Raw genomic sequence first — 24,517 nt, 5'->3', positions numbered from 1 at the left:
GACGCTCACCGCAGCCGCGACAGGGTGGAGAGCATCTCGTCGCTCGCCGAGATGACGCGGCTGTTCATCTCGTAGGCGCGCTGCGCCGTGATCAGGTTGGTGATCTCCTGCACCACGTTGACGTTGGAGGTCTCGACGAAGCCCTGCAGCATCTGGCCGTAGCCCGGGGTGCCCGGCGCGCCCTGCTGCGCATCGCCGGAGCCCGGCGTCGCCAGCAGCAGGTTGTCGCCGATCGCCTCGAGCCCGCCTTCGTTGGCGAAGATCGCCAGCTGCAGCTGCCCGACATTCTGCGGCGCGATCTGACCGTCGATCTTGGCCAGCACCTCGCCGCTGGCGTTGATCGTCACGTCGGTGGCGTTGGCGGGGATGGTGATGCCGGGGTTCACCACGAAGCCGTCGGCGGTGACGATCACGCCTTCCGGCGAGAGGGCGAAGGTGCCGTCGCGGGTATAAGCGGTCTCGCCGGTCGGCAGCGTCACCTGGAAATAGCCGTTGCCACGGACCGCGAGGTCGAAGCGGTTGCCGGTCTGGCTGAGGCTGCCCTGTTCGGTGATGCGGTAGACCGCGCCGGTCTTCACGCCGAGGCCGATCTGCGCGCCCGACGGCAGCACCGATCCGGTGTCGGCCGACTGCGAACCGACGCGGCGCAGGTTCTGGTAGATCAGGTCCTGGAACTCGGCCCGCCGGCGCTTGTAGCCGGTGGTGCTCATGTTCGCGATGTTGTTGGAGATGACCTCGACGTTGGTCTGCTGGGCCATCATGCCGGTGCCGGCGATATGAAGGGATCGCATGTTATTGTGCCCTCAGGCGGCGGGCGCGGCCTCCGGCCGCTTGCCTTCGCGCAGGCCACCGGCGGTTCCATCGGCGCAGGCGGTTTGTGCGCGGCGCGCATTCGCGCGCTCGGCCGGCTATGCCGGCCGCCAGCTCGGGTTGCGAGGCGGTCTGCATCTCTCGTCTCCTTACCGCCGCCGCAGGATGCGATCGACGGCGGTGCCGAGCCGCTCGCCTTCGCGTTCCGCCATCTGGGTGACCATCTGGAAATGGCGCATGTCGTCGGTCAGCCGCGTCAGCTCGACCACCGCGCGCACATTGCTGCCCTCCATCGCGCCCTGCACCAGGCCGGGGCGTTCCACCGGCGCCGGCGGCATGTCGTCGGGGGCGAGGAAGTTGCGGTCGCCCTCGGCCTGCAGGCGCTGCGCATCCTCGAAGCGCACCACGCGCAATTGGCCGGCGATGCCCTGCTCGGTGGTCACGGCGCCATCGCCGCGGATCTCGATGCGCGCGGCGCCGGGCGGGATGCGCAGCGGCGCGCCTTCCGCGGTGAGCACGGCGCGGCCTTCGGGGTCCACCACGCCGCCTTCCGCATCCAGCGTGAAGCGGCCGGCGCGGGTGAAGCGCTCGCCATTCGGCGTCTGCACCGCAAAGAAGCCCTCCGGATCGGAGATCGCGATGTCGAGCGGATTGCCGGTGCGGATCAGCGGCGCGGGGCCGGCATCGCGCCAGGTCGCGCGGTCCTGCGCGAAGGCCAGGTCGCGCCCGCCGCGCGGCGCCTCGGCCCCGATCTGCCGCTCCAGCACGGTCGCGAAGATCGGGCGGCTGCTGCGGAAGCCGGGTGTGTCGGCGTTGGCGATGTTGTGCGCCGTCACCGCCGTGGCGCGCTGCGCGGCGATGAGGCGGGAGAGGACGATGTAGCCGGGGCTGTCCATGCGGGGCACTCGGATCTGGTCGGTGCGCGACAACGCAACCGGCGTGCCAGCCCGCGGTGCCGCGCCGCCGGGCCGCACTTGCCCGTTGCGCGGCAGGATCTGCCGGCTGCCGGCAAGGGCCGCCGCGGCGCAAGGCTTCGTTAAGCCACGCCGGCGCAGGATGCCTCCGCCAGGCAGGAGGCGATGGGCAGGCCAATGGCGGCCAAGGGGGAAAAAGCGAAGGCGCCTGCGGGCGAAGGCGGCGAGGAGGCCGCGGCCAAGAAGGGGGGCAAGAAGAAGCTCATCCTGATCGCCGTGCCGGTGCTGCTGCTCGGCCTCGGTGCCGGATTGTGGTTCGGCGGCATCCTGCCGCCGCTGCTCGGCATGGGCGGCGGCAGCCAGGAGGAAGCCGCGCAGACGGCCGAGGCGGCACCGCCGCCAGCGCCGGTGCCGGCCTTCGTGGACCTGCCGGAGATCGTCTCCAACCTCAACGTGCCGGGGCGGCGCGCCAGCTTCGTGCGGCTGCGCGCCAAGATCGAGGTGTCGCGCTCTGAGGACGTGCCGGCGGTGCAGGCCGCGATGCCGCGGCTGGTGGACCTGTTCGCGACCTACCTTCGGGAGGTGCGCCCGGAGGAACTGCGCGGCTCCGCCGGCTCGCACCGGCTGCGGGAGGAGCTGATCGCGCGGGCCACCATCGCCGCCACGCCGGCGCAGATCACCGACCTGCTCTTCGTCGAGATCCTCGTGCAATGAGCGGCTCGGAGGAGGAAGACCTCGCCGCCGCCTGGGGCGCGGCGCTAGACCAGGAAGGCGGCGGCGAGGCCGCCGAGGGGCCGCCGCCGGAAGCCACGCGCGTGCTCAACCAGGCGGAGATCGACAGCCTGCTCGGCTTCGAATCCGGCCCCTCGTCGGACCAGGGCCTCTCGGGCATCGAGCGCATCATCTCCTCCGGCCTGGTGCAGTACGAGCGCCTGCCGATGCTGGAGATCGTCTTCGACCGCCTGGTGCGGCTGATGACGACGACGCTGCGCAACTTCACCTCCGACAATGTCGAGATCTCGATCGACGCGATGGGGTCGCAGCGTTTCGGCGACTACCTGAACTCGATCCCGCTGCCGGCGATGCTGGCGGTGTTCCGCGCCGACCAGTGGGACAATTTCGGGCTGATCGTGGTGGATTCCGCGCTAATCTACTCGGTGGTGGACGTGCTGCTCGGCGGGCGGCGCGGCACCGCGGCGATGCGCATCGAGGGCCGTCCCTACACGACCATCGAGCGCACGCTGGTGGAGCGTCTGATCGGCGTCGTGCTCGGCGATCTCAAGGCGGCGTTCGAGCCGCTCTGCGAGGTCGATTTCCGCTTCGACCGGCTGGAGGTGAACCCGCGCTTCGCCGCGATCTCCCGCCTGTCCAACGCCGCGGTCGTCAGCCGCATGCGGATCGAGATGGAGGATCGCGGCGGCAGGCTGGAAGTGCTGCTGCCCTACGCCACGCTCGAGCCGGTGCGCGAGCTGCTGCTGCAGCAATTCATGGGCGAGCGCTTCGGCCGCGACAGCATCTGGGAGACCCACTTGGCCGAGGAACTGCGCCAGACCGAGGTGGCGATCGACGTGGTGCTGGACCAGCAGCTGATGCCGCTGCGCCAGGTGCTCGACCTGAAGGTGGGCGACCGCATCTCGCTGGCGGCCGGCCCCGGCGCGCCGGTCAGCCTGCGCTGCGGCGATGTCGAGCTGTTCGAGGCGCAGCTCGGCCGTCGGGAGAACCGGCTGGCGGTGCGGATCGAGAAGGTGAGGCCGCTGCCGGTCCTGCCGACGGAGGAAGAAGCGGCATGAGCATGCTGGAATGGATCGCGCAAGCCGCGCTGCTGCTGCTGCTGCTGGCGCTGATCCCCTTCGCCTGGCGCCTGGAACGCCGCATCGCCACACTGCGCGAGGCCGGCGGGGGCTTGCGCGACGGCGCCGAGGGAATCGCGCAGGCGACCGAGGCGGCGGAGGCCGCGCTCGCCCGGCTGCGCGCGACGGCCGAGGGAACCGGGCGCATGGTCGCCGAGCGCGTCGCCACTGCTGAGAAACTGCGCGACGACCTGGCCTTCCTGGTCGAGCGTTCGGAGGTGCTCGCCGATCGCCTCGATGCATTGGTGCGCGAGGCGCGGCCGCTTGCAGAGCCGGCGACCGCGGCGGCGCAGGCCGCTGGGCGCAGCGCGCGCAGCGAGGCGGAGCGCGAGCTGTTGCGGGCGCTGAAGGGGCTGCGCTGATGCCGCGCCTGCGGCTGCTGCCGCTGGCCATCGGCGCGGCGGCGCTGCTGGTGCTGGCCAAGGCTGAGCGGCTGGTCTCGCCGCTCTGGGCGGGCGGTGCGGAGGCGCAGCAGGCGGCGCTTCCACCGGCGCGGCCGCTCGCCGCCGCAGCGCAGACGCCGCAGCCGGCATCACCGGCGGCGGCCCCGGCACAGGCACCGCAACAGCCGCCGGCACCGGCGGCGCAGCAGCCAGCGCCGCCGCCATCGGAGCCGCCAGCCGCGGAGGCCGCCGCCGAGCGCGCCGTGCTGGAAGCATTGCGCGCGCGGCGCGTCGAGATCGAGGCGCGCGAGCAGGCGGCGGCGCAGCGCGAGGTGATGCTCGCCGCCACCGAGCGGCGCCTTGCCGCACGCGTCGAGGAACTCACCGCGCTGCAGCGGCGGCTCGAAGCGCTGGAGCGCGAACGTGCGACGCGGGAGGAGACCGGGCTGCGCGGACTGGTCAAGCTCTATGAGGGCATGCGCCCGCGCGACGCCGCCGTGATCTTCGACGAGCTGGAGATGTCGGTGCTGGTCTCGATTGTGGACCGCATGCGCGAGGCGAAGGCCGCGCCGGTGATGGGCGCGATGCGGCCGGAGCGCGCGCGGCTGCTGACCACGGAGCTGGCGCGGCTTCGCGCGGAGCGCGTGGAACAGCAGCGCGCGGCACAGTCGGGTGCGGCACAGCCGGGCGCGGCGACCAGCGGCCGGCAGGCGGCACGGCGATGAGCGCGCCGGCGTTGGCGATGCGTTCATGCAAGCCCGCTAAGCCGGATTCATTCTTCACGCCAGGATGGCGCGATCGATTTGCACATGGGTGAAACAGGCATGGACAAGAGCACGCCGGTCCTGATCGTGGACGACTACAAGACGATGCTGCGCATCATCCGGAACCTCCTCAAGCAGCTCGAAATCGAGAACGTGGAGGAGGCGACGGACGGGCAGGAGGCGCTGCAGAAGCTGCGCACCGGCAATTTCGGCCTGGTGATCAGCGACTGGAACATGGCCCCGATGACGGGCCTCGACCTGCTGAAGGAGGTGCGCGCCGATGCCAGGCTGAAGCACACCCCCTTCATCATGATCACCGCCGAGAGCAAGACGGAAAACGTGGTCGCCGCCAAGCAGGCCGGCGTCTCCAACTACATCGTCAAGCCATTCAACGCGGAAACCCTGCGCGAGAAGATCGAGAAGGTCATGGTCCATGCCTGACGGCGCCCAGCCTCCTCCCGACCAGGCGCGGATTGAGCAGGCGGTGCGTGCCGTGCTGGGCAGCATGGCCGGCGACCTCTCGGCCACCGAGGCCGCGCTGCTGGCGGAGCTGGAAGGGCTCGGTCGCACCGTCGCCCGCGCCAAGCAGGAGATCGCGCGGCTCAAGGTGGAAGACATCACCGAGAGCCACATCCCCACCGCGACCGACGAGCTCGACGCCATCGTGGACCACACCGCGCAGGCCACCAACGAGATCCTCGATTGCTGCGAGGTGCTGGAGGGCGTCGCCGGCCGCATCGCCGCCGAGGATGCCGAGGCGCTGCAGGGCGTGATCACCCGCATCTACGAAGCCTGCAGCTTCCAGGACATCACCGGCCAGCGCATCGGCAAGGTGGTCACGGCGCTGAAGGCAATCGAAGGGCGCGTCGCCTCCGTCACCGGCCGCTTCCTCGAAGGCCGCGGCGCACCGGAACCCGTGGCCGAGGAGACCGAGGGCCGCCGCCTCGCCGAGGGGCCGCAATTGCCCGGCGCCGGCGTCAGCCAGGCCGAGATCGACCGTCTGCTGGCCGAGTTTTGAGCCGATGCGCCGCGCCGCCGCCCTGCTGTTCGGATTGCTTCTGCCGGTCGGCGCGGTCGCCGAGACCCCGGTGCGCGTGCGGGTCGGCGACCATGCGGCGCATGGCCGCGTGGTGTTCGACTGGCCCGCCCGCACCGGCTACGAGGTGGAGGAAGCGGAAGGCCGCATCGTGCTGCGCTTCGCGGCACCCGCCGCCTTCGACCTGGCGGCGGTCCGCCGCCCGCCGCGCAACGTCAGCGCGATCGAGCACGAGGCCGGCCGCGTCGTGACCATCGGCATCGCGCCCGGCACCCGGCCGCGCGTGTTCCGGCTGGGCACGCGCATCGTGGTGGATGTGCTGGATGCAGCGCAGGCGCCCGCGACCGCTGCTGCCAGGCCGGCACGCGCGACACCTGCCCGGCCGTCGCCGCCGGCGCGCTCGCCCTCTGCCTCGCGCGCGCCTGCACCGGCACCCGTAGCCGTTCCGCCGCCGGCATCGGCGCCCGGAGCGGCCGCGCCAATGCCAGCGGCCGCGCCTGTCGCGCCAACCCCGCAACCCGCGCCGCAAGCCGCGCCACCCGCCACCGTCCCCGCCGCGCCGGCCACGCCGCCGCCGCCAGCCGCCGTTGCGACGCGGCCAGCCAGCGGTGGCTTCACCATCCCCGCCGCCGCGGGCGTCGGCGCCGCGCTGCTGCAACGTGGCGGCGCCTGGCTGCTGGTGCTCGATGCGCCCTTGTCGCTCGATCTCGCGCCGCTCGCCGGCGGGCGCCTTGCGGGCGCCGAGGTGACGCGCGAGCGGCACGCCACGCTGCTGGTCCTGCCGCTGTCGACCTTCGAGGAGCCGGTGCTGACGCGCCGCCCGGAAGGTTGGCACATCGGCGGCGGGGAGGCGTCGCCCTCGCTGCGATCCATTCGGCCGGAACTCGATCCCGGCCCGCCGGTGCGGCTGCTGCTGCGCGCCACGCGGCCCGCCGCGAGCGTCGCGGTGCTCGATCCCGAGACCGGCGGCACGCTGCTGGTCGGAACGGTGCGCGAGGGCGGGGAGGCGACGCCGCTTGGCCGCCGCGCCGCCACCTTCGATATCCTGCCGACGCGCCTCGGCGCGGCGATCCTGCCGCGCGCGGATACGGTGACGCTGCGCGCGCTGGAGGCCGGCTTCGCCGCCAGCCCCGGCCCTGGCGCGGAGCTCGCGCTGGGCGCCGAGCCGCCCGAGGAGAGCGGCGCCGCCACGCTCTCGCGCGTCTTCGACCTTCCGGACGAGCCGGTCGCGGCGCTGGTCCGGCGTGAGCGTAACGCCGCGCTCGCCGTTGCCGGCGCGCAGCCGCTCGCCCGCGGCCTGCCGCGCCTGCGCCATGCCGAGGCGCTGCTCGCCCTCGGCCTCGGCCCGGAGGCGCAGACGATGATGGCGCTGGCGATGCGCGAGGATCCGCGGCTGGCGCAGGATCCGCGGGCGCATGCGCTGCACGGCGCCGCCGCGCTGCTCGCCGGCCGCCCGGACGAGGCCGAGGGCCTGCTGCATCGCCGCCTGCCGGAGAATGACGAGATCACCCTCTGGCGCGGGCTGCTGGCCGCCGCGCGCGGCGAGGATGGTGCGGCGCGGATCGCCGCGGCGCTGCCGCTGCTGCGCGTCTGGCCGTCGCCCCTGCGCAACCGCCTCGGCCCGCTCGCCGCCGAAGCGCTGGCCGAGGGCGGCGAAGCGGCGGCGGCGGAGCGCCTGTTGGCGGGGCGTGAGGAAGAGCCGGGCTTTGCGCTCGCCCGCGCCATGCTGCTGGAAGCGCGCGAAGAGACCGCGGCGGCGATCGAGGCCTATCAGGCTGTCGCGCGTGGCCGCGACCGGCGGGCGCGCGCGGTGGCGATGCGGCGCGGCGTGGAGCTGCGGCTGGCCTCCGGCGCGCTGGATGCGCCGGGTGCGGCGGCGGCGATGGAATCGGTGCTCGCCGCCTGGCGCGGCGACGCGCAGGAGCGCGCGACCCGGCTTCGGCTGGCGGAACTGCGCATGCAGGCCAAGGACCCGCGCGGCGCCTTCGAGGCGCTGCGCGAGGCGGAACAGCACTTCCCCGACGTCGCGCCCGGCATCCGCCCGCGTCAGGTCGAAGCGCTGCTCGCCGCCATCGCGGAGGAGCCGCCGGTCGCGGCGGTGGCGCTGTTCGACACCCATGTGGCGCTGCTGCCGGCAGGCGAGCAGACCGAACGCGCGCTCGCTGCCTTGGCGGAGCGGTTGGCCGCGCTCGACCTCGTTGACCGAGCGCGTACGGTGCTGGGGCGCGCGCTCGCGCGTGCCGGCAGCGCGGAGTCGCGGGCGCGGCTCGGGCTGCGCCTGGCGGGGCTCGCGCTCGGCTCCGGCGACGCTGCGGGCGCGCGCAAGGCGCTGGCCGACACCGCCGCCTCCGATCTGCCGGAAGCCTTGCAGCAGGAGCGTCTGCTGACCGAGGCGCGCGCGCTGTCGCGGCTCGGCCAAGCGGAGCAAGCGGCGGCGCGCTATCGCGCGGCGGGGCCGCAGGCGGCCGGCGAGCTTGCGGAACTGCTTGCTGCGCAGCAGGACTGGGCCGGCGCGGCGGCGGCCATGCGCACGCATCTCGCCGCAACCCTGCCGCCCGCGCCGGAGCCGCTGCCGGAGCCGGCGCGCCGGCTGGTCGCGCGCGCCGCCGCGCTGCTGGCGCTGGCCGGCGACGAGGCGGGGCTCGCAGCGCTGCGCGAGGCGGAAGCCGGCCGCATGGCCGGTGGCGCCTTCGGCGATACCTTCGGAATGATGACCGCGGAACGTATCGGCAGCATCGAGGACCTGCCGCGGCTGGGGCAGGAATTGGAGGCGGCGCGGCGGCTGCCGGCCCGGCTCGCGGCGCGGCCGTAGGCATTGCGGGCAGCGGCGGCATAGGCAAGGTAAGTCTCCGGCCGGGCCGGGGGGCGGCCGGTGAAGCCCCGCGTGCCCTGCGGGGGCACCCGCGTTTTTTTCGGCCCGAGTGTCCCATTTTCGCTTGCGCCCCCGACCCCCTTGCCCCATATGCCGCCTCCGTTGACCCCACGAGGTGCCGCCGATTGCGGCCACCAAGGTCATCTGCTGGTCGGAAGGGGCCCTGCTTCATGGAAGCTCTCGTCCAACCGGGGATGGTCTCGGACATGCCGAGCGACACCCGGATCGAGGACCGCCAAGTGGCGGACAAGGACTATTTCGTTCATCGGAACGGCGTCCGTTTCGCTGGCGTGCATCTGATCGTGGATTTGTGGGGCGCAACGAAGCTCGACGATCCCGACCACATCGATGCCGTCCTGCGGGAAGGCGCGCTGACCTCCGGTGCGACGATCCTGCACGGGCATTTCCACCACTTCTCGCCGAATGGCGGGGTGTCGGGTGTGCTGGTGCTGGCGGAGAGCCACGTCTCCATCCACACTTGGCCGGAGCGTGACTACGCCGCGATCGACATCTTCATGTGCGGCGAGTGCGACCCCTACAAGGCCATCGCCGCGCTGAAGAAGGGCTTCCAGCCCGAGCGCGTGCAGCTTGCCGAGCACAAGCGCGGCCTGATCGGCTGACGCGCAGCGCCGAACTGTGTAGAGGGGCCGGACCGAAGGGTCCGGCCCTTTTTCTGTGACGACGGGGTGACACCATGCCGACCGATTCCTGGGTGAACGAGACGCTCTACCCCGAATGGGGCCAGCGCTTCCTGGTCAAGCGCGAGCTGGCGCGGGTGCAGTCCGGGTTCCAGGACATCATGGTCTTCGAGAGCCACCTGCACGGCCGCGTGATGCTGCTCGACGGCGTGGTGCAGATCACCGAGATGGATGAGTTCGTCTACCAGGAGATGATCACCCATGTGCCGCTGCTCGCGCATGGCGCGGCGAAGCGCGTGCTGATCATCGGCGCCGGCGATGGCGGCGTGCTGAAGCGGGTTCTCCAGCACCGCACCGTGGAGAAGGCGGTGATGGTGGAGATCGACGGCGAGGTGATGCGCCTGGCGAAGGAGTTCATGCCCGGCATCGCCGGCGATGCCTGGACCGATCCGCGGGCCGAGGTGATCACCGGCGACGGCATCGACTATGTCCGCCAGGCGGAGGCCGCTTCCTTCGACGCCATCATCGTGGACAGCACGGACCCGATCGGCGTCGGCGAGGTGCTGTTCACCGACGAGTTCTACGCCAACTCCGCACGCATCCTCTCGGACCGCGGGCTGATCGTGAACCAGTGCGGCGTACCGGCGATGCAGGCCGAGGAGCTGCGGGAGACCTCGTTGCGACGGGCGAAGTCCTTCCCGGATGTCTGGGCCTATGTCGCTGCGGTGCCGACCTATGTCGGCGGGTTCATGACGCTGGGCTGGGCCGCGAAGGATGCGACGCTGCGCCATGTCGGCGCAGCGGAGATCCGCAGCCGCGCCGATGTCGCCGGGGTGCTGGACACCACCGGCTACTGGACGCCGGAAATCCATGTCGGCGCCTTCAACCTGCCGCCCTACATCGCCCGGCACCTGCCACGGGCATGAGGCCTACAGCTCGGGCTGCGGCGGCGGTTCGCGCCGTCCGGGCGTGAGGCGGCGCAGCGCCGAATCGTCGAAGCGTTCGCCGAACACGTCGAACAGCACCGAGCCGACGCCGTTGCGCGCGGTTTCGAAGGCCTTCAGCGCTGCGGCATCGCCGGGGTCGGCAAGCGCCGCGCGCTCGGCCTCGCGCAGCGCGCGGATCTCCTCGTTCAGGCGCTTCGCGGCATCGCGCGGCAGCGCCTTGCCCGCGACGTAGACCGCCTGGCTGATACCCATGAGATAGTTGATCTGGTCCGGGATCTCGAAGCGTTCGAGGTCGCCGGTGCCGTTCACCACCAGCGCGGCGGCGGCGAAGATGCTGAAGGCCAGCGCCTGCACGCGGGTGACGTCGATCTCGCCCTCGCCGGTGATCAGATCGTGCCAGCGCGGCAGGCGTGGGGAGGGGTCCAGCACGCCGGTGCCGAGCAGCCAGAGCCGGTTGGGCGTATCCACCACCGGCCCCTCCGCCACCCTCGCCAGCGCCGAGCCGGCGAGCGTGATGCCGAGCAGACCGAGCACCGTTGGCGAAAGGTTCGGCAGGCTGCCGGTGCGGACCATGACATAGGCATAGACGCCAGTGATCACCAAGGTGAACAGCAGCACCTGGAAGCGTGCCAGGCTGCAATGGCCGAAGGCGTCCTGCATGATCACCGGCGGCTGCAGGAAGAAGGCGAGGCGCGAGATGCCGCGCCCCTCCCGTGCCGCGGAAGCGCGCGCGAAGGCATATTGGCGCGACTGCGTCTGCGCCGCCGCGACTGCCAGGCCGAGATAAAGCGCCAGTGCGCAGCCCAGGCCGACTGCGGCGGAGAGGTTGAGGCTCGAGACGTACATCGGCTGGCGCGCGAAGGCGCGCACCGCGCGGCCATTGCCGATGCTGACGGCGGGATCGTAGCCCGGATCGATGCAGGCGAAGACGTAGACATCCCAGCGCGAAGGCCACCAGCCGCCCGGCAGCGAGGGAAACTCGGCCACCAGTGGCGTGAGCTGGTCTTCCGCCACCGGCGGGTGGACGCGACCGCGGATCAGCCGGTTGGCGTCGAGCCGGGCGCCGCTCGGGTGGACCACCGCTTCGAACCAGGCGGCACGCCATTCGGCAGGGCTGCGGAAGGTGTCTGGCCGCAGCACGGCGAGTTCGACGGTCGGCACCGCCAGCGCCGTCTGCCGCACACGCTCGATCTTCAGGCCGGGTGCCGCCGCGCTCAGATGTCCGACGATGTCGGAGAGCGTCATGAAGCCCTGGCCGGGCCGCACCTCCTCCGTCGGGCCGATCGCGGGGCCGCACTGGATCACCGACTCCTGCGCGGCGGCGCCGGTCGTGATCAGCAGCGCGAAGAGGAACAGCACGACACGTCGCATGACGCCTCCGCATCGGGAGGTTGCCATGCGAGCTTAGGGAGCACGGCTTGCGTGTTGCAACCGGAATCAACTCCCGGGCGGCGCCCAGCGGCGCGTGGGTCACTGGCCCTTGTGCTGCGTGGCCTGCTGCCCGCTCCGTTCGCTGCGGAGCGCAGCGAACGGAGCGGGCCCCGCACAAGGTTGAGAAGCCCTGCACCAGGCTGCCGGCAACCAGCCGCCACCCATCCACCAGCACGAAGAAGGCGAGCTTGAACGGCAGCGCCACCACGGTCGGCGGCAGCATCATCATGCCGAGCGACATCAGCACGCTGGCCGCCACAAGGTCGATCACCAGGAAGGGCAGGAAGAGCAGGAAGCCGATCTCGAAGCCGCGGCGCAGCTCACCGATCAGGAAGGCCGGCATCAGTGCGCGCCAGGGCGCCTGCTCGGCCGGCGCCGGCGGCAGGTTGGCGAGATCGAGGAACAGCGCCAGGTCGGCATCGCGCACCTGCGCGGCCATGAAGCGGCGGAACGGCTCGGCGGCGGCGGTCAGGCCCTCCAGCTCGGCGAGGCCGCCTTCCGTCATCGGGCGGATGCCGGTCTCCCACGCCGCCATCAGCGCCGGCTCCATCACGAACAGCGTCAGGAACAGCGCCAGCGCGATCAGCACCGGGTTGGGCGGGATGGAGGGCGCGCCGATGGCGGTGCGCAGCAGTGCCAGCACGATGACGATGCGCGCGAAGGCGGTGACCATCACAAGCAGGGCAGGGGCGAGCGAGAGCAGGCCGATCAGCGCGGTGAGCTGCACCAGCCGCGCCGTGGCGCCCGCCCCTTCGCCGCCGAGATCAAGGTTGAGGCTCTGCCCGAGCGCCGCACCCGGCAGCAGCAGCAGGAGGGCGAGCAGGCGCGTCATGCCGGCGGCTCCGCGGCCTGCGCCGGCGACAGCCAGCCGACCACCGCATCCTGTGTGCCGCCCGTCAGCAGAAGCAGGTGGCGGTCGTCGCAGCGCACCAGCACCAGCCGGCGCCGCGTGTCGAGGGCGATCGCCTCCTCCACCGCCAGCCGTCTGCCGCCCGCGCGCGCCAGCCCCGCCGCGCGCAGCCCGCGCAGCGCCAGCACCAGCGCGCCGAGCACGCCGACCAGGGCGGCGGCGGCGGTGATCAGGCCGGTCCAGCCGATCTCGTGCATGCGGTCTCCATTCTGGGACGCGCGGAAGGGAAGGGGTCAGTCCGTCGCGAGGCGGGAGGCGAGGCCATCCACCTGCCGGCGCAGGGCTTCGAGCGCGGGGCGGAGGCGTCGTGCCTCGGCGCCGTCCAGCGCCATCACCGCCGCGCAGAGCCGGCCGGTCTCGCCCTCGAGACCGGCGAGATCGATCCGGCGCCCGCCCTCGACCAGGGCGCGGGCCATGACGATGGTGCCGTCCATCGCCTCGATGGCGGCACGGACGGCTTGGGTGTGGTGCGCCGGGGAGCGCTGACGAGCCTGCGGCATCGCGCATCCTTAGCCGGGGAAGGGTGAAGGGAGGGTTACGACGCCGGCGATTTCCGCGTGGGCGCTGGCGCTTACGCTTTCTTCACCAAGCCCGGCGCAGTCTGCCTCTCATGGACGGTATCCCTGGCGGCGTTGGGCGGACAGGAACGGCGGCGGCGCGCCCGGCGGGCGATCCGCTCGCGCTGGCCGAGCGGCGGCTGCACTGGCTCGACCGGCGTCAATCGGTGCTGGCGCAGAACGTCGCCAATGCCGACACGCCGGGCTTTCGCCCGCGCGACCTCACGCCGTTCCAGCGTGAGCTGGCGGGTGCCACGCGGCTGGCGATGGCGCGCACGGCGCAATCGCATAGCGCCGGCAGCCCGGCGACGGCGCTGGGCGCGCGCACCGAGCGCGACGCCGCGGAGGTCGTGCCGGACGGCAATGCCGTCTCGCTGGATCGCGAGGCGATGCGGATCGCGGAGACGGATACGGCGCACCAATTGGCGATGGCGGTGCACCGCAGCTTCATGGGCATGTTCCGCGCCACGCTCGGCCGCTGAGGCGGGGCGGGGCGCAGACGGGAGGATCGGCGATGGACCTCGACAGGGCACTGCGAATCTCGGCTGCCGGCATGGCGGCGCAATCCACGCGGCTTCGCGTGGTGGCGGAGAACCTCGCCAACCGGGACAGCACCGGCGAGGCGCCGGGCGCGGATCCCTACCGCCGGCGTACGGTCAGCTTCGCCAACCGGCTCGACCGCGAGATGGGGCTGGAGACGGTGAACGTCTCGCGCATCGGCACCGCGCCCGGCGATTTCCCGCAGCGCTACGAACCCGGGCACCCGGCCGCCGATGAGCGCGGCTACGTCAAGACGCCGAACGTGGACAGCCTGGTCGAGGCGATGGACATGCGCGAGGCGCAACGCAGCTACAGCGCCAACCTCTCGGTGCTGGAGACCACGCGCGCCATGCTGACGCGGGCGATCGAGGCGTTGCGCTGATGCGCATGGGAGTATTGCGCTGATGCGCATGGGAGCATTGCGCTGATTCGCATGGGAGAATTGCGCTGATGCGCATGGGAGATGATCGGTGACTGTCGCCAACGGCATCGGCGCGACCGCGGCGGCGGCCTATCGCGCGGCTTCGGGCGGCGCCACCGCGCCGGCCCAAGGCGGCGGCTTCGGAGGGTTGGTGCAGCGGGCGATGCAGCAGGGCGTCGAGATCGGCCGTAGCGCGGAGGCGGCCTCCACCGCCGCGATGCTCGGCCAGGGCGGCGTGACGGAGGCGGTGCTGGCGATCTCGCGCGCCGAGCTCGCGCTGCAGACCACGGTCGCGGTGCGGGACCGCGTCGTCGCCGCGTACCAGGATGTGATGCGCATGCCGATATGATCGCCCTCAGGCACCGGCCAGCCGCATCCGCGGCCGTGGCTTGTGACGCGCTGCTGCGCCTGAGTCGGGGGTTGCTCCGCGCGCGGCGCGCTTCGCGCGCCGTAAAATCGCAGTCGTCCCGAGGAGACCACAATGGTCGAGGAGGCGCTGGCCCAGGCGCTGCGTGAAGCGCTCTGGGTGACGTTGCAGGTGATGGGCCCGCCGCTGATCGCTGTGCTGGTCGTCGGGCTCGCCGTGTCGTTGGTGCAGGCGCTGACCCAGGTGCAGGAAGCGACGCTCGCCTTCCTGCCGAAGCTGATGGTCTGCGGCCTGCTGATGCTGCTGCTCGGCCCCTTCACGGTCAGCGCTATGCGCGGCTGGACGGAGACGCTGTTCGACCGCGCGGTCGAGATCGGCGGCGTGCGGTGACACCGGATGACGCAGCGCTGATCGCCTCGCTGCCAGCGCTGGCCTTCCAGGCGGTGCTGGTGTTTGCCCGGCTCGGCGCGGCGGTGATGCTGCTGCCCGGCCTCGGTGAGCAGGAAGTGCCGGCGACCATCCGGCTGGCGCTCGGCCTGGCGCTGCTGGCCCTGCTGCTTCCCGTGCTCGCACCCGGCCTGCCGCCTGCCCCCGAACAGGGGGCGGAGGCGGTGCGGCTGATCGTGCAGGAGGCGGTGGTCGGCCTCTGGCTCGGCGGGCTTGCGCGGATCCTGACGCTGGCGCTCGCCATGGCGGGCCAGGCGATCGCCACGCTGATCGGGCTGCAGGGGCTGCTGGTCTTCGATCCCGAACTCGGCGCGCAGGGCACTGCGCTCGGCCGCGCCTTCGGACTGATGTCGGCGGTGCTGGTGCTCGGCACCGGCCTCTACGCCATCCCACTGGAAGCGATGGCGGAGAGCTACGCACTGATCCCCGCCGGCGCGGCGCTGCCGCTCGGTGCCGCGGCGGAGGCGATGGCGGCGGCCGGCGCTGCCTCGCTCGATCTCGCGCTGCGCCTGGCGGCGCCCTTCGTGATCGGGGCGGTGGTGCTGAACCTTGCGCTCGGCCTGCTGGCGCGGCTGGCGCCGCAGGTGCAGACCTTCTTCGTCGCCATCCCCGGCCAGCTGCTGGCGGGTGTCGCGCTGCTGATGGTGCTCGCCCCGCCCATGCTGGTGGCCTATGCGCAGGCGGTGCGTGCCGGCTTCGAATCCCTGCCGGGCGCGCGCTGAACCATGGCGGAGCAGGACGACGCCCCCGACCAGGCCGACCGCTCGGAAGCCGCCACGCCGCGGCGGATCGAGCGCGCGCGAGAGCAGGGCCAGGTGGCGCTGTCGCGGGAGGCGGTGGGTCTCGGCGCGCTGCTGCTGGGCAGCCTCGCCGGGCTGCTGGCGCTGCCGCCGCTCGGGCTCGAGCTGCTGAAGGCGATGCGCGCGCTGCTCGAGCGCAGCCACGTGCTGGCGATGGGCGATGGCGCGGCGGCGCTCGGCTGGCTGGCAGTGAAGCTCATCGGCGCGGTGGCGGCGGCGGCGGCGCTCGGCGCGACGGCGGCCACGCTGGTGCAGACGCGCGGCATGGTCTCGGCCAGCCCGCTCGCGCCGCGACTCGACAAGGTCAACCCCTGGGCGGGGCTCAAGCGCCTGGCGAGTGCCGAATCCGCGGCCGAGTTCCTCCGCAGCCTGCTCAAGCTGGCGCTGGTCTGCGTCGCGCTGTGGTTCGCGATGGGCGACCTGGATGCCTTGCAGGCGGCATTGCACATGCCGGCCGGGGCGATGCTGGAAGCTGCCTCGGCGGCGGCGCTGCGGCTGATGGGCGCGGCGCTGGCCGCCTTCGCGATGATCGCGCTGGCCGACCTGGTGTGGGTGCGGTTCCGCCACCTCCGGATGCTGCGGATGAGCCGGCAGGAGCTCCGCGACGAGGTGAAGGAAAGCGAGGGCGACCCGCATCTGCGTGCCCGTCGCCGGCAGATCGGCGAGACTCGGGCGCGCAGCCGGATGATGGCGGAAGTGCCACGGGCGGCCGTGGTCATCACGAATCCGACCCATTACGCCGTGGCTCTGGCCTATGCTGGCGGCGATGCAGCGCCGAAGGTGGTGGCCAAGGGAATGGACGAGATGGCGGCGCGGATTCGCGGCGCGGCGGAGGAGGCGAAAGTGCCCCTGGTCAGCAACCCCCCGTTGGCCCGCGCCCTGCATCGGCTCGCGCTCGGGGCGGAAATCCCCGCCGAGCACTACCAGGCGGTCGCAGAGATCATCGCATTTGTATGGAGACGTCGAGCCGATGCGCCACGTGCTTGACGCGGGACCCCGCGCCATGGGTTGTAGCAGCCGCGCGCGGATGAGGACGTCACCGCGCGCGCGGAATGGGGGCACCAATGGCTGAGCCTCGTTGGGGGGGGCTGGAGGCGCTGCTGCGCAGCCGGGCGCCGCGGGGCGAACTCGACCCTGCGCTGTGCGCCGTGCTGGATGCCGCCTCGCCGGGCCTGGCGCTGCTCGACGCCACCCATCGCGTCGTCGCCTGGAACCCGGAGCTGGCCCGGCTCTGCGGCCCGACCCTGCCGCTGCGGCCCGGCATGCCGATGGCCACCCTCGTCGCGCCCGACCTGCGCGAAAGCGTCGATGCCGCGCTCGATGCCGGGCGCAAGGTCGAGGCCGCGCTGGCCGCCGCCGGCTCGCCCCAGGTGCAGATCGAGCGCCGGCGGCTGCGGGAGAACGGCTCGCTGCTGCGCGTGGCGCCGGTGGCGGTGGTGCAGCAGAATGCGCAGAGCGCCGCGGCCGCCCGGCTGCAGGCCGTCGGCGCGCTGGCCGGCGGCATCGCGCACGACTTCAACAACCTGCTGACCGCTATCTCCGGCAGTGCGGAAGCCGCGCTGTCGCGCGAGCCGGATGGCCCGGTGGCCTCCGAGCTGCGCCAGGTGATGGACAGTGCCGCCCGCGGCGCGGCGCTGGTGAAGCAGCTGCTGGCCTTCGCCCGCCAGCAGGCGATGCATCCGCGCGTGGTGGACCTGAACGGCGCCGTTTCCGCCATGGGCGGCCTGCTGCGCCGGCTGCTCGGCAGCCGGGTGCGGCTGACCGTGGACCTGGAGGAGCCGGGCCGGCGGGTGAAGATCGACCCGACGCAGCTCGACCAGGTGATCATGAACCTGGCGCTGAACGCCCGCGACGCGATGCCCGATGGCGGCGCACTGCGCATCGCCACCAGCCACACCGTGGTGCTGCAGACCGAGCAGCTCGGCCATGAGGAACTGCCGCCCGGCCGCTACGCCATGCTGGAGGTCAGCGACACCGGCGCCGGCATCCCGCCGGAGCTGCTGCCGCGCATCTTCGACCCGTTCTTCACCACCAAGCGCGAGCAGGGCGGCAGCGGGCTCGGCCTCTCGACGGTGCATGGCATCGTGCGCCAGTCCGGCGGCTTCATCGCGGCCGAGAGCCGGGTCGGCATCGGCACCACCTTCCGCATCTGGATGCCGCGCCACGACGGCCCGGCCGAGCCGATGACGGCGACATCGGCTCCCGTGAAGGCGGTCCGCGCGTCGCCGCCGCCGCCCGCGCCCGTCGCCGCCGCGCCGAGCGGGCGCACCGTGCTGCTCGTGGAGGACGAGCCGGCGCTGCTGCGCCTGGCTGAACGCGCGCTGCGCCGGGCCGGCTTCGAGGTGTTGACCGCGGGCTCCGCGGAGGAGGCGCTCGACATGATGGAGAGCGGCGCGCCGAAGCCGATCGCGCTCGTCTCGGACGTGGTGATGCCGGGGATGGATGGCCTGGCGCTTGCCGCACGGCTCCGCGAGCGCGATCCCGACCTGCCGGTGCTGCTGGTCTCCGGCTATGCCGAGGTGGCGCTGGGGCGGGACCTGACGGCGGAGCGGCTGAAGCTGCTGCCGAAGCCCTACAGCCTGGCGGACCTGGTGGCGGAGCTGAAAGCCATACTGCCGCCGGAACGGCTAAGAGTTTCCTAAATGTTCTTGTCGGGTCCGCCGTTCTGGGCCATATTCCGATCAGCCGCCATTCGGTTGTGCAGCGCCGTAGAGGTTCGGCGCGGAATCGGGCAGGTTGGTACGGGATGTGGCCTCAGGGTGGTGATTCGCTCTGTCGTTGCGCCCGTTGGTTGAGATCGGGAACTCGGGAGAGCGAGCCCACATGGACAAGTCCAAGGCTCTGGATGCCGCGCTGAGCCAGATCGAGCGTGCCTTCGGCAAGGGCTCGATCATGCGGATGGGCAACAAGGCGGCCGATGCCGAGATCGAGGTGATCTCCACCGGCTCGCTGGGCCTGGACCTGGCGCTCGGCATCGGCGGGTTGCCGAAGGGCCGGGTGGTGGAGATCTACGGCCCGGAAAGCTCGGGCAAGACCACGCTGGCGCTGCACGCCATCGCCGAGGCGCAGAAGCGGGGCGGCACCTGCGCCTTCATCGATGCCGAGCATGCGCTGGACCCCGGCTATGCCCGCAAGCTGGGCGTGGATGTGGACAACCTGCTGATCAGCCAGCCGGATGCGGGCGAGCAGGCGCTCGAGATCTGCGACACGCTGGTGCGCTCCGGCGCCGTTGACGTGCTGGTGGTGGACAGCGTCGCCGCGCTGGTGCCGCGCGCCGAGCTCGAGGGCGAGATGGGCGACAGCCATGTCGGCCTGCACGCCCGGCTGATGTCGCAGGCGTTGCGGAAGCTGACGGGCAGCGTCAGCCGCTCCAACACGCTGCTGATCTTCCTCAACCAGATCCGCCTCAAGATCGGGGTGATGTTCGGCAATCCGGAGACGACGACGGGCGGCAACGCGCTGAAGTTCTACGCCAGCGTGCGCATGGAGATCCGCCGCATCGGCTCGATCAAGGACCGCGACACCACCACCGGCAACCAGACCCGGGTGAAGGTGGTGAAGAACAAGATGGCGCCGCCGTTCCGCCAGGTGGATTTCGACATCATGTATGGCGAAGGCATCAGCAAGGTCGGCGAGTTGATCGACCTCGGCGTGAAGGCCGGCATTGTCGAGAAGTCCGGCGCCTGGTTCTCCTGCGACAGCCAGCGCATCGGGCAGGGGCGCGAGAACGCCAAGCAGTTCATGCGCGACAACCCTGCCATGGCCGAGAGCGTCGAGAAGCGCATCCGCGACCAGGCGAACGGCCTGGCCAACGCCATGCTGGCCGGCGAGGAAGAGGCCGCAGCGGCAGAGTAACCGGCGGCCGCGGGGGGCGCTCGCCCCCCGCAACGCTCGGGCGGTGCCGCGGCCGGACGTTCAATCCGCGGCGCGGAACCGCGCCGCCGTCACCGCATCGTCGCGAAGCGCCGCAGCCAACTGACTGCGCGCCGCCTCGCTTCCGGCCAGCGCCACCACGCGCTCGAACCACCCGCAACTGCCGCGCACCCGCGCCTGGAACAGGCGGTCGAGCGCCGTCGCGGCCGGGCTGCGGCCGCCGCAGCAGGCGCAGGCGGCGGCATGTGCCGCGCCGGCTGCGGGAAAATCCTCCATCGCCACGACGTCCGCCGGCATGGCCGGCGCCGGCCACTCCGCCAGCACCGCGGCCGGCCTGCCTTCAGCCAGCACCGCCACCAGTGCCGTTGCATCGGCGACGGTCACGAGTGGGATACGTGCGTCCAGCTTCCAGGTCATGTGCTGGACATAAGGATATCTTTATGCCATTTGCAAGCGGATGGACCACCTCTTGACGCAGCTGCGCGCGGCTGCCGAGCCGACACGGCTGCGATTGCTGGCGCTCTGCGCCCGTCATCCGCTCTGTGTGACCGACCTCTGCGCCGTGCTCGGCCAGTCGCAGCCGCGGCTGTCGCGGCACCTGAAGCTGCTCACCGATGCCGGCCTGCTGGAGCGGGTGCCGGAAGGGTCGAACGCCTATTTCCAGATGCCGGCCGGGGCCGACCTCGCCCGCCTGGTCCTCGCCCGCCTGCCTGAGGAGGATCAGCGCCTCGCCGCCGACCGCCGCGCCGCGGCGCGCCTGGCCGCCGAACGTGCGCGCGAGGCCTCCGAGGCCTTCCGCCGGCACGGCATGGACTGGGACGAGATGCGCGCCCTCGGGCTGCCCGCCGCGGGGATCGAGCAGGCGCTGCTGGCGGCGCTGCCGGCCTGGCTGGGCGCGCTGCTCGACATCGGCACCGGCACCGGCCGCCTGCTGGAGCTGGTGGCGCCGCGTGCCGAGCGCGTCCTCGGCGTGGACATGAGCCGCGACATGCTGGCGCTGGCCCGCGCGCGGCTCGCCGAGCGGGGCCTCGCCGACCGTGCCGCGGTGCGCCAGGCCGACATGTACCGCCTGCCTTTCGCCGATGCCTCCTTCGACGCCGTCGCGCTGCAGATGGTGCTGCACTACGCCGAGGATCCGCCCGCCGCGCTGGCCGAGGCGGCGCGCGTGCTGAAGCCCGGCGGCGTGCTGCTGGTTGCCGACCTCGCCCCGCACGGGGAGGCGACGCTGCTGCAGAAGCACGCGCATCGCTGGCCCGGCTTCGACGACGCGCAACTCGCCGGCTGGCTCGGCGCCGCCGGCTGCGCGCTCGCCGCCGCCACCGCCGTCGAGGGACCGCTCGCGGTCCGCATCTGGCCCGCCCGGCGTCAGCCGGCGCAGGTCGCCACTCCTGCTGCCTGAGGTATCCATGGCCCGCCCGCATCTTCTCGACGCGCTTCGCGACCAGGTGCTGCTCTGCGACGGCGGCTTCGGCGCCCGCATCCAGGGCATGACGCTCGACGTCGATCGCGACTTCTGGGGCAAGGAGAACTGCACCGAGGTGCTGAACCTCTCCCGCCCCGACATCGTGCGCGACATCCATCGCAGCTACTACGCTGCCGGCGCCGACATGGTGCTGACCAACACCTTCGGCGGCTCTCCCGTCACGCTGGGCGAGTTCGAGCTGGAGAAGAAGGCGTTCGAGATCAACAAGCTCGCGGTGGAACTGGCGCGCGAGGCGGGCGAGGGTTTCGCCGACGGCCGCCACCGCTGGGTGGTCGGCGACATCGGCCCGGGCACCAAGCTGCCGAGCCTCGGCAACATCGCCTACGACGCGCTGGAAGCCGCGTTGGTGGTGCAGTGCCAGGGGCTGATCGCCGGCGGCGCGGATGCGCTGCTGACCGAGACCAACCAGGACACGCTCTACATCAAGGCCGCGGTCAACGCGGCCAAGATCGCGCGGGCGGAGGCGAAGTCCGACATCCCGATCTTCGTGCAGGTGACGGTGGAGACCACCGGCACGCTGCTGGTCGGCCCCGACATCTCGGCCGCCGCGGCGGTGGTGCATGCGCTGGACGTGCCGCTGCTCGGGCTGAACTGCGCCACCGGGCCGCAGGAGATGGCCGAGCATGTGCGCTGGCTGTCGAAGAACTGGCCGGGCCTGATCAGCGTGCAGCCGAATGCCGGCCTGCCGGAGCTGGTGGACGGCAGGACGCACTACCCGCTTGGCCCGGCGGAGCTCGCCACCTGGATGGAGCGCTTCGTCACCGAGGATGGGCTGAACCTGATCGGCGGCTGCTGCGGCACCAACGACACGCATATCGCGGCGCTGGATGCGCTGCTGCGCAAGCTCGGCGGCGCCCGTGCACGGCCGGCACCGGTGGCGCGCAAGCCGATGTGGATTCCCTCCGTCGCCAGCCTCTACACCGCGACGGCGCTACGGCAGGAGAACAGCTACTTCTCGATCGGCGAGCGCTGTAACGCCAATGGATCGAAGGCGTGGCGCGAACGGCAGGCGCAGCATGACTGGGACGGCTGCCTGGCGATCGGGCGCGAGCAGGTGGCCGAGGGATCGAACAGCCTCGACATCTGCACCGCCTTCGTCGGCCGCGACGAGATGGGCGAGATGAACGAGGTGATCCGCCGCTTCACCAGCAGCGTGAACGCGCCCCTGGTGATCGACAGCACCGAGACGCCGGTGATCGAGGCGGCGTTGAAGCTGCATGGCGGCAAGCCGATCATCAACTCCATCAACTTCGAGGATGGCGAGGGCCATGCGACGGACCGCCTGATCCTGGCGAAGAAGTTCGGCGCCGCGGTGATCGCGCTGACCATCGACGAGGTCGGCATGGCCAAGACCGCCGAGGAAAAGCTGCGCATCGCGACGCGGCTGGTGGAATTCGCCTGCGACCGCCACGGCCTGCCGCAATCCGACCTGCTCATCGACCCGCTGACTTTCACGATCGCGACCGGCAACGAGGATGACCGCAAGCTCGGCCAGTGGACGCTGGACGGCATCCGGATGATCCGGGAGAGATTCCCCGACATCCAGATCATCCTCGGCCTGTCCAACATCTCCTTCGGGCTCAACCCGGCGGCGCGGCACGTGCTGAACAGCGTCTTCCTCGACCATGCGGTGAAGGCGGGCATGTCCGGCGCCATTGTCCACGTCTCCAAGATCAAGCCGCTGCACCAGATCCCGCCCGAGGAGGTGCAGGTGATGGAGGACCTGATCTGGGATCGCCGCCGGGAAGGCTACGATCCGTTGCAGAAGGTGCTGGAGATGTTCAGCGGCCGGAAGGCGGCGGACAACGTCAAGAAGACGCGTGCCGAGACGGTGGAGGGGCGGCTAAAGGACCGCATCGTGGATGGCGACCGCAAGGGGCTGGACGAGGAGCTGGCCGATGCAATGGCCAAGGGGCTGACGCCGCTCTCGATCATCAACGACGTGCTGCTGGACGGCATGAAGGTGGTGGGCGACCTGTTCGGCGCCGGCAAGATGCAGCTGCCCTTCGTGCTGCAATCGGCCGAGACGATGAAGGCCGCCGTCGCCTGGCTCGAGCCGCACATGGAACGCGTGGAAGGCCAGGAGAAGGGCACCATCGTGCTTGGCACGGTGAAGGGCGATGTGCACGACATCGGCAAGAACCTGGTGGACATCATCCTGACCAACAACGGCTACAAGGTGGTGAACCTTGGCATCAAGGTACCGCTGCTCGACATCGTCACCGCCGCGAAGGAGCACAGGGCGCATGCCATCGGCATGTCCGGCCTGCTGGTGAAGTCCACCGTCGTGATGCGCGAGAACCTGGAGGAGATGAGCCGCCAGGGGATCGAGCTGCCGGTGCTGCTCGGGGGTGCCGCGCTGACTCGCAACTATGTCGAGGATGACTGCGTGAAGTCCTATGCCTGCGGGCGCGTGGCCTATGCGCGGGATGCCTTCGACGGCCTGCACCTGATGGACAAGGTGATGGGCAATGGCTTCGACGACTACCTCGCGGCGTTGCAGGCCAAGCGGAAGGGCAAGTCGAAGAACGAGAAGCGCGTGCTCGGCCAGGCCGATCCGCGCGGCTTCGCGCCGGTGGATGTGAACTACGCGCAGGGCCGGCGCCGGCGCGTCGCGGCCGAGAGCACGCCGCCCGAGCCGCCCTTCTGGGGGGCGAAGGTGATGCAGGCCGCGCCCAAGGCGCTGGTGCCCTTCATCAACGAGCGCAGCCTCTATCAATTCCAGTGGGGCTTCCGGAAGGCGGGCCGCAGCCTCGAGGACTTCCTCGGCTGGGCTAAGCAGGAGCTGCGCCCGGTGCTCAAGCGCATGCTGGCGCTGGCAGAGGAGCAGAACGTCCTCAGGCCGCAGGCGATCTATGGCTACTGGAAATGCGCTGGCCAGGGCAACGACCTGGTGCTGTTCGAGCAGGATGGCGTGACGGAGGCCTGCCGCTTCACCCTGCCGCGCCAGCCCAAGGAGGATGGCGAGTGCATCGCCGACTTCGTGCGCGACATCGAGGACGGCCCCGAGAGGCGTGACGTGATCGGCCTGCAGGTCGTCACCGTCGGGCAGAAGGCATCGGACGTGGCGCGCGTGTGGTTCGAGGAGAACCGCTATCAGGACTACCTCTACCTGCACGGCCTCTCGGTGGAGATGGCGGAGGCGATGGCGGAATACGTCCACAAGCGCATCCGCGCCGAGCTGGGCTTCGCCGCCGAGGATGACCGCGACATCGAGAAGATGCTGAGCCAGGGCTATCGCGGCGGCCGCTATTCCTTCGGCTACCCGGCCTGCCCGCGGCTGGAGGACCAGGTCCCCTTGCTGAAACTGCTGGATGCGGAGCGGATCGGGGTGACGATCAGCGACGAGTGGCAGCTGCATCCGGAGCAGTCCACCAGCGCCATCGTGCTACACCATCCGCGGGCGAAATACTTCTCCGTCTGAGGGTTGCTCGTGGCGGGCGGGACGGGGCAAGAGTCCGGCCCGCCCATCAC

Annotated in this window: 25 protein-coding genes and 1 pseudogene; 19 read left to right on the top strand and 7 right to left on the bottom strand. The window is 71.6% G+C overall.

What is annotated here, in order from left to right:
* Positions 1-5: 5 nt before the first annotated feature.
* The gene (flgG, locus tag ACESM1_RS06015; RefSeq protein WP_372618668.1) at positions 6-791 is read right to left on the bottom strand and encodes a flagellar basal-body rod protein FlgG; all 786 of its coding nucleotides are present in this window, start codon (positions 789-791) and stop codon (positions 6-8) included.
* A 168-nt stretch (positions 792-959) separates the two neighbouring features.
* Positions 960-1,706: a flagellar hook basal-body protein gene (locus ACESM1_RS06010; protein WP_372618667.1), complete on the bottom strand. Its 747-nt coding sequence runs from the start codon at positions 1,704-1,706 to the stop codon at positions 960-962.
* Positions 1,707-1,901: 195 nt separating this feature from the next.
* Between ACESM1_RS06010 and ACESM1_RS06005 the strand changes: the two genes are divergently transcribed.
* The 9 genes from ACESM1_RS06005 to speE all read left to right on the top strand — a co-directional run bounded on the left by ACESM1_RS06005 (position 1,902) and on the right by speE (position 10,193).
* Positions 1,902-2,438 carry a flagellar basal body-associated FliL family protein gene (locus ACESM1_RS06005; protein WP_372618666.1) on the top strand — a complete coding sequence of 179 codons (537 nt, stop codon included), beginning with the start codon at positions 1,902-1,904 and terminating at the stop codon, positions 2,436-2,438.
* On the top strand, positions 2,435-3,514 hold the full coding sequence (gene fliM, locus ACESM1_RS06000) for a flagellar motor switch protein FliM (protein ID WP_372618665.1): 1,080 nt from the start codon (positions 2,435-2,437) through the stop codon (positions 3,512-3,514). Before ACESM1_RS06005 ends, fliM begins: the two co-directional genes overlap by 4 nt.
* Entirely contained in the window at positions 3,511-3,936 is a 426-nt protein-coding gene (locus ACESM1_RS05995; RefSeq protein ID WP_372618664.1) for a DUF6468 domain-containing protein, read from the top strand. The genes fliM and ACESM1_RS05995 overlap by 4 nt, the downstream gene beginning before the upstream one ends.
* Positions 3,936-4,682: a MotE family protein gene (locus ACESM1_RS05990; RefSeq protein ID WP_372618663.1), complete on the top strand. Its 747-nt coding sequence runs from the start codon at positions 3,936-3,938 to the stop codon at positions 4,680-4,682. Before ACESM1_RS05995 ends, ACESM1_RS05990 begins: the two co-directional genes overlap by 1 nt.
* Positions 4,683-4,781: 99 nt before the next feature.
* Complete coding sequence (locus ACESM1_RS05985; RefSeq protein WP_372618661.1) at positions 4,782-5,162, top strand: chemotaxis response regulator CheY; 381 nt, start codon at positions 4,782-4,784, stop codon at positions 5,160-5,162.
* Positions 5,155-5,739, top strand: coding sequence for a protein phosphatase CheZ (locus ACESM1_RS05980; protein WP_372618659.1), 585 nt, complete (start codon positions 5,155-5,157; stop codon positions 5,737-5,739). Before ACESM1_RS05985 ends, ACESM1_RS05980 begins: the two co-directional genes overlap by 8 nt.
* Positions 5,740-5,743: 4 nt before the next feature.
* On the top strand, positions 5,744-8,569 hold the full coding sequence (locus ACESM1_RS05975) for a hypothetical protein (RefSeq protein WP_372618657.1): 2,826 nt from the start codon (positions 5,744-5,746) through the stop codon (positions 8,567-8,569).
* A gap of 230 nt (positions 8,570-8,799) precedes the next feature.
* Positions 8,800-9,249 (top strand): adenosylmethionine decarboxylase, encoded by a 450-nt coding sequence (gene speD / locus ACESM1_RS05970; protein WP_372618655.1) that lies wholly within the window; start codon positions 8,800-8,802, stop codon positions 9,247-9,249.
* Between the two features lie 74 nt (positions 9,250-9,323).
* The gene (gene speE, locus ACESM1_RS05965) at positions 9,324-10,193 is read left to right on the top strand and encodes a polyamine aminopropyltransferase (RefSeq protein WP_372618653.1); all 870 of its coding nucleotides are present in this window, start codon (positions 9,324-9,326) and stop codon (positions 10,191-10,193) included.
* A gap of 3 nt (positions 10,194-10,196) precedes the next feature.
* On the opposite strand, the gene ACESM1_RS05960 is transcribed toward speE, so the two are convergent.
* The 4 genes and pseudogenes from ACESM1_RS05960 to ACESM1_RS05945 all read right to left on the bottom strand — a co-directional run bounded on the left by ACESM1_RS05960 (position 10,197) and on the right by ACESM1_RS05945 (position 13,055).
* Positions 10,197-11,585 (bottom strand): hypothetical protein, encoded by a 1,389-nt coding sequence (locus ACESM1_RS05960; RefSeq protein WP_372618651.1) that lies wholly within the window; start codon positions 11,583-11,585, stop codon positions 10,197-10,199.
* 181 nt (positions 11,586-11,766) lie between these two features.
* Positions 11,767-12,477, bottom strand: a pseudogene (fliP, locus tag ACESM1_RS05955) (flagellar type III secretion system pore protein FliP); the annotation flags it as partial.
* The gene (locus ACESM1_RS05950) at positions 12,474-12,752 is read right to left on the bottom strand and encodes a flagellar biosynthetic protein FliO (RefSeq protein WP_372618649.1); all 279 of its coding nucleotides are present in this window, start codon (positions 12,750-12,752) and stop codon (positions 12,474-12,476) included. The pseudogene fliP and the gene ACESM1_RS05950, both read right to left, overlap by 4 nt.
* A 36-nt stretch (positions 12,753-12,788) precedes the next feature.
* A complete protein-coding gene (locus ACESM1_RS05945; protein WP_372618648.1) occupies positions 12,789-13,055 on the bottom strand; it encodes a hypothetical protein in 267 nt (88 codons plus the stop codon).
* Positions 13,056-13,165: 110 nt separating this feature from the next.
* Here ACESM1_RS05945 and flgB point away from each other — a divergent pair, with 110 nt between their 5' ends.
* The 8 genes from flgB to recA all read left to right on the top strand — a co-directional run bounded on the left by flgB (position 13,166) and on the right by recA (position 19,542).
* Complete coding sequence (gene flgB, locus ACESM1_RS05940) at positions 13,166-13,594, top strand: flagellar basal body rod protein FlgB (protein ID WP_372618646.1); 429 nt, start codon at positions 13,166-13,168, stop codon at positions 13,592-13,594.
* Positions 13,595-13,626: 32 nt separating this feature from the next.
* Positions 13,627-14,034 carry a flagellar basal body rod protein FlgC gene (gene flgC / locus ACESM1_RS05935; protein WP_372618644.1) on the top strand — a complete coding sequence of 136 codons (408 nt, stop codon included), beginning with the start codon at positions 13,627-13,629 and terminating at the stop codon, positions 14,032-14,034.
* 88 nt (positions 14,035-14,122) lie between these two features.
* Positions 14,123-14,422, top strand: a complete 300-nt coding sequence (locus ACESM1_RS05930; protein ID WP_372618642.1) for a flagellar hook-basal body complex protein FliE — start codon at positions 14,123-14,125, stop codon at positions 14,420-14,422.
* A 132-nt stretch (positions 14,423-14,554) separates the two neighbouring features.
* Complete coding sequence (locus tag ACESM1_RS05925) at positions 14,555-14,830, top strand: flagellar biosynthetic protein FliQ (RefSeq protein WP_372618641.1); 276 nt, start codon at positions 14,555-14,557, stop codon at positions 14,828-14,830.
* Complete coding sequence (locus tag ACESM1_RS05920; protein ID WP_372618639.1) at positions 14,827-15,609, top strand: flagellar biosynthetic protein FliR; 783 nt, start codon at positions 14,827-14,829, stop codon at positions 15,607-15,609. The genes ACESM1_RS05925 and ACESM1_RS05920 overlap by 4 nt, the downstream gene beginning before the upstream one ends.
* A 3-nt stretch (positions 15,610-15,612) precedes the next feature.
* Positions 15,613-16,674, top strand: coding sequence for a flagellar biosynthesis protein FlhB (locus ACESM1_RS05915; protein WP_372618637.1), 1,062 nt, complete (start codon positions 15,613-15,615; stop codon positions 16,672-16,674).
* Between the two features lie 77 nt (positions 16,675-16,751).
* The gene (locus tag ACESM1_RS05910) at positions 16,752-18,329 is read left to right on the top strand and encodes an ATP-binding protein (protein ID WP_372618636.1); all 1,578 of its coding nucleotides are present in this window, start codon (positions 16,752-16,754) and stop codon (positions 18,327-18,329) included.
* Between the two features lie 181 nt (positions 18,330-18,510).
* Positions 18,511-19,542, top strand: a complete 1,032-nt coding sequence (recA, locus tag ACESM1_RS05905; protein ID WP_372618635.1) for a recombinase RecA — start codon at positions 18,511-18,513, stop codon at positions 19,540-19,542.
* Between the two features lie 60 nt (positions 19,543-19,602).
* Here recA and ACESM1_RS05900 read toward each other — a convergent pair whose 3' ends face one another.
* Positions 19,603-19,977, bottom strand: coding sequence for a hypothetical protein (locus ACESM1_RS05900; RefSeq protein WP_372618633.1), 375 nt, complete (start codon positions 19,975-19,977; stop codon positions 19,603-19,605).
* 52 nt (positions 19,978-20,029) lie between these two features.
* Between ACESM1_RS05900 and ACESM1_RS05895 the strand changes: the two genes are divergently transcribed.
* The gene (locus tag ACESM1_RS05895; RefSeq protein WP_411278358.1) at positions 20,030-20,959 is read left to right on the top strand and encodes an ArsR/SmtB family transcription factor; all 930 of its coding nucleotides are present in this window, start codon (positions 20,030-20,032) and stop codon (positions 20,957-20,959) included.
* Positions 20,960-20,966: 7 nt separating this feature from the next.
* The gene (gene metH / locus ACESM1_RS05890) at positions 20,967-24,467 is read left to right on the top strand and encodes a methionine synthase (RefSeq protein ID WP_372618629.1); all 3,501 of its coding nucleotides are present in this window, start codon (positions 20,967-20,969) and stop codon (positions 24,465-24,467) included.
* The last annotated feature ends 50 nt before the right edge of the window (positions 24,468-24,517 follow it).

It is taken from the genome of Falsiroseomonas sp., assembly GCF_041690465.1.
Taxonomy (GTDB): domain Bacteria; phylum Pseudomonadota; class Alphaproteobacteria; order Acetobacterales; family Acetobacteraceae; genus Falsiroseomonas.
The sequence above is the reverse complement of the archived record's forward strand: the minus strand, read 5'-3'. Positions and strand labels throughout refer to the sequence as shown.

Bases quoted from the DNA above. Each gene is read 5' to 3' on its own strand.
- ACESM1_RS05925 (WP_372618641.1), top strand. From the start codon at position 14,555: ATGGTCGAGGAGGCGCTGGCCCAGGCGCTGCGTGAAGCGCTCTGGGTG.
- flgG (WP_372618668.1), bottom strand. From the start codon at position 791: ATGCGATCCCTTCATATCGCCGGCACCGGCATGATGGCCCAGCAGACC.
- ACESM1_RS05990 (WP_372618663.1), top strand. From the start codon at position 3,936: ATGCCGCGCCTGCGGCTGCTGCCGCTGGCCATCGGCGCGGCGGCGCTG.
- flgC (WP_372618644.1), top strand. From the start codon at position 13,627: ATGGACCTCGACAGGGCACTGCGAATCTCGGCTGCCGGCATGGCGGCG.
- ACESM1_RS05900 (WP_372618633.1), bottom strand. From the start codon at position 19,977: ATGACCTGGAAGCTGGACGCACGTATCCCACTCGTGACCGTCGCCGAT.
- speE (WP_372618653.1), top strand. From the start codon at position 9,324: ATGCCGACCGATTCCTGGGTGAACGAGACGCTCTACCCCGAATGGGGC.
- recA (WP_372618635.1), top strand. From the start codon at position 18,511: ATGGACAAGTCCAAGGCTCTGGATGCCGCGCTGAGCCAGATCGAGCGT.
- ACESM1_RS05995 (WP_372618664.1), top strand. From the start codon at position 3,511: ATGAGCATGCTGGAATGGATCGCGCAAGCCGCGCTGCTGCTGCTGCTG.
- ACESM1_RS05980 (WP_372618659.1), top strand. From the start codon at position 5,155: ATGCCTGACGGCGCCCAGCCTCCTCCCGACCAGGCGCGGATTGAGCAG.
- ACESM1_RS05910 (WP_372618636.1), top strand. From the start codon at position 16,752: ATGGCTGAGCCTCGTTGGGGGGGGCTGGAGGCGCTGCTGCGCAGCCGG.
- ACESM1_RS05945 (WP_372618648.1), bottom strand. From the start codon at position 13,055: ATGCCGCAGGCTCGTCAGCGCTCCCCGGCGCACCACACCCAAGCCGTC.
- ACESM1_RS05950 (WP_372618649.1), bottom strand. From the start codon at position 12,752: ATGCACGAGATCGGCTGGACCGGCCTGATCACCGCCGCCGCCGCCCTG.
- flgB (WP_372618646.1), top strand. From the start codon at position 13,166: ATGGACGGTATCCCTGGCGGCGTTGGGCGGACAGGAACGGCGGCGGCG.
- ACESM1_RS05985 (WP_372618661.1), top strand. From the start codon at position 4,782: ATGGACAAGAGCACGCCGGTCCTGATCGTGGACGACTACAAGACGATG.
- ACESM1_RS05915 (WP_372618637.1), top strand. From the start codon at position 15,613: ATGGCGGAGCAGGACGACGCCCCCGACCAGGCCGACCGCTCGGAAGCC.
- ACESM1_RS05975 (WP_372618657.1), top strand. From the start codon at position 5,744: ATGCGCCGCGCCGCCGCCCTGCTGTTCGGATTGCTTCTGCCGGTCGGC.
- metH (WP_372618629.1), top strand. From the start codon at position 20,967: ATGGCCCGCCCGCATCTTCTCGACGCGCTTCGCGACCAGGTGCTGCTC.
- speD (WP_372618655.1), top strand. From the start codon at position 8,800: ATGGAAGCTCTCGTCCAACCGGGGATGGTCTCGGACATGCCGAGCGAC.
- ACESM1_RS05960 (WP_372618651.1), bottom strand. From the start codon at position 11,585: ATGCGACGTGTCGTGCTGTTCCTCTTCGCGCTGCTGATCACGACCGGC.
- ACESM1_RS06010 (WP_372618667.1), bottom strand. From the start codon at position 1,706: ATGGACAGCCCCGGCTACATCGTCCTCTCCCGCCTCATCGCCGCGCAG.
- fliM (WP_372618665.1), top strand. From the start codon at position 2,435: ATGAGCGGCTCGGAGGAGGAAGACCTCGCCGCCGCCTGGGGCGCGGCG.
- ACESM1_RS06005 (WP_372618666.1), top strand. From the start codon at position 1,902: ATGGCGGCCAAGGGGGAAAAAGCGAAGGCGCCTGCGGGCGAAGGCGGC.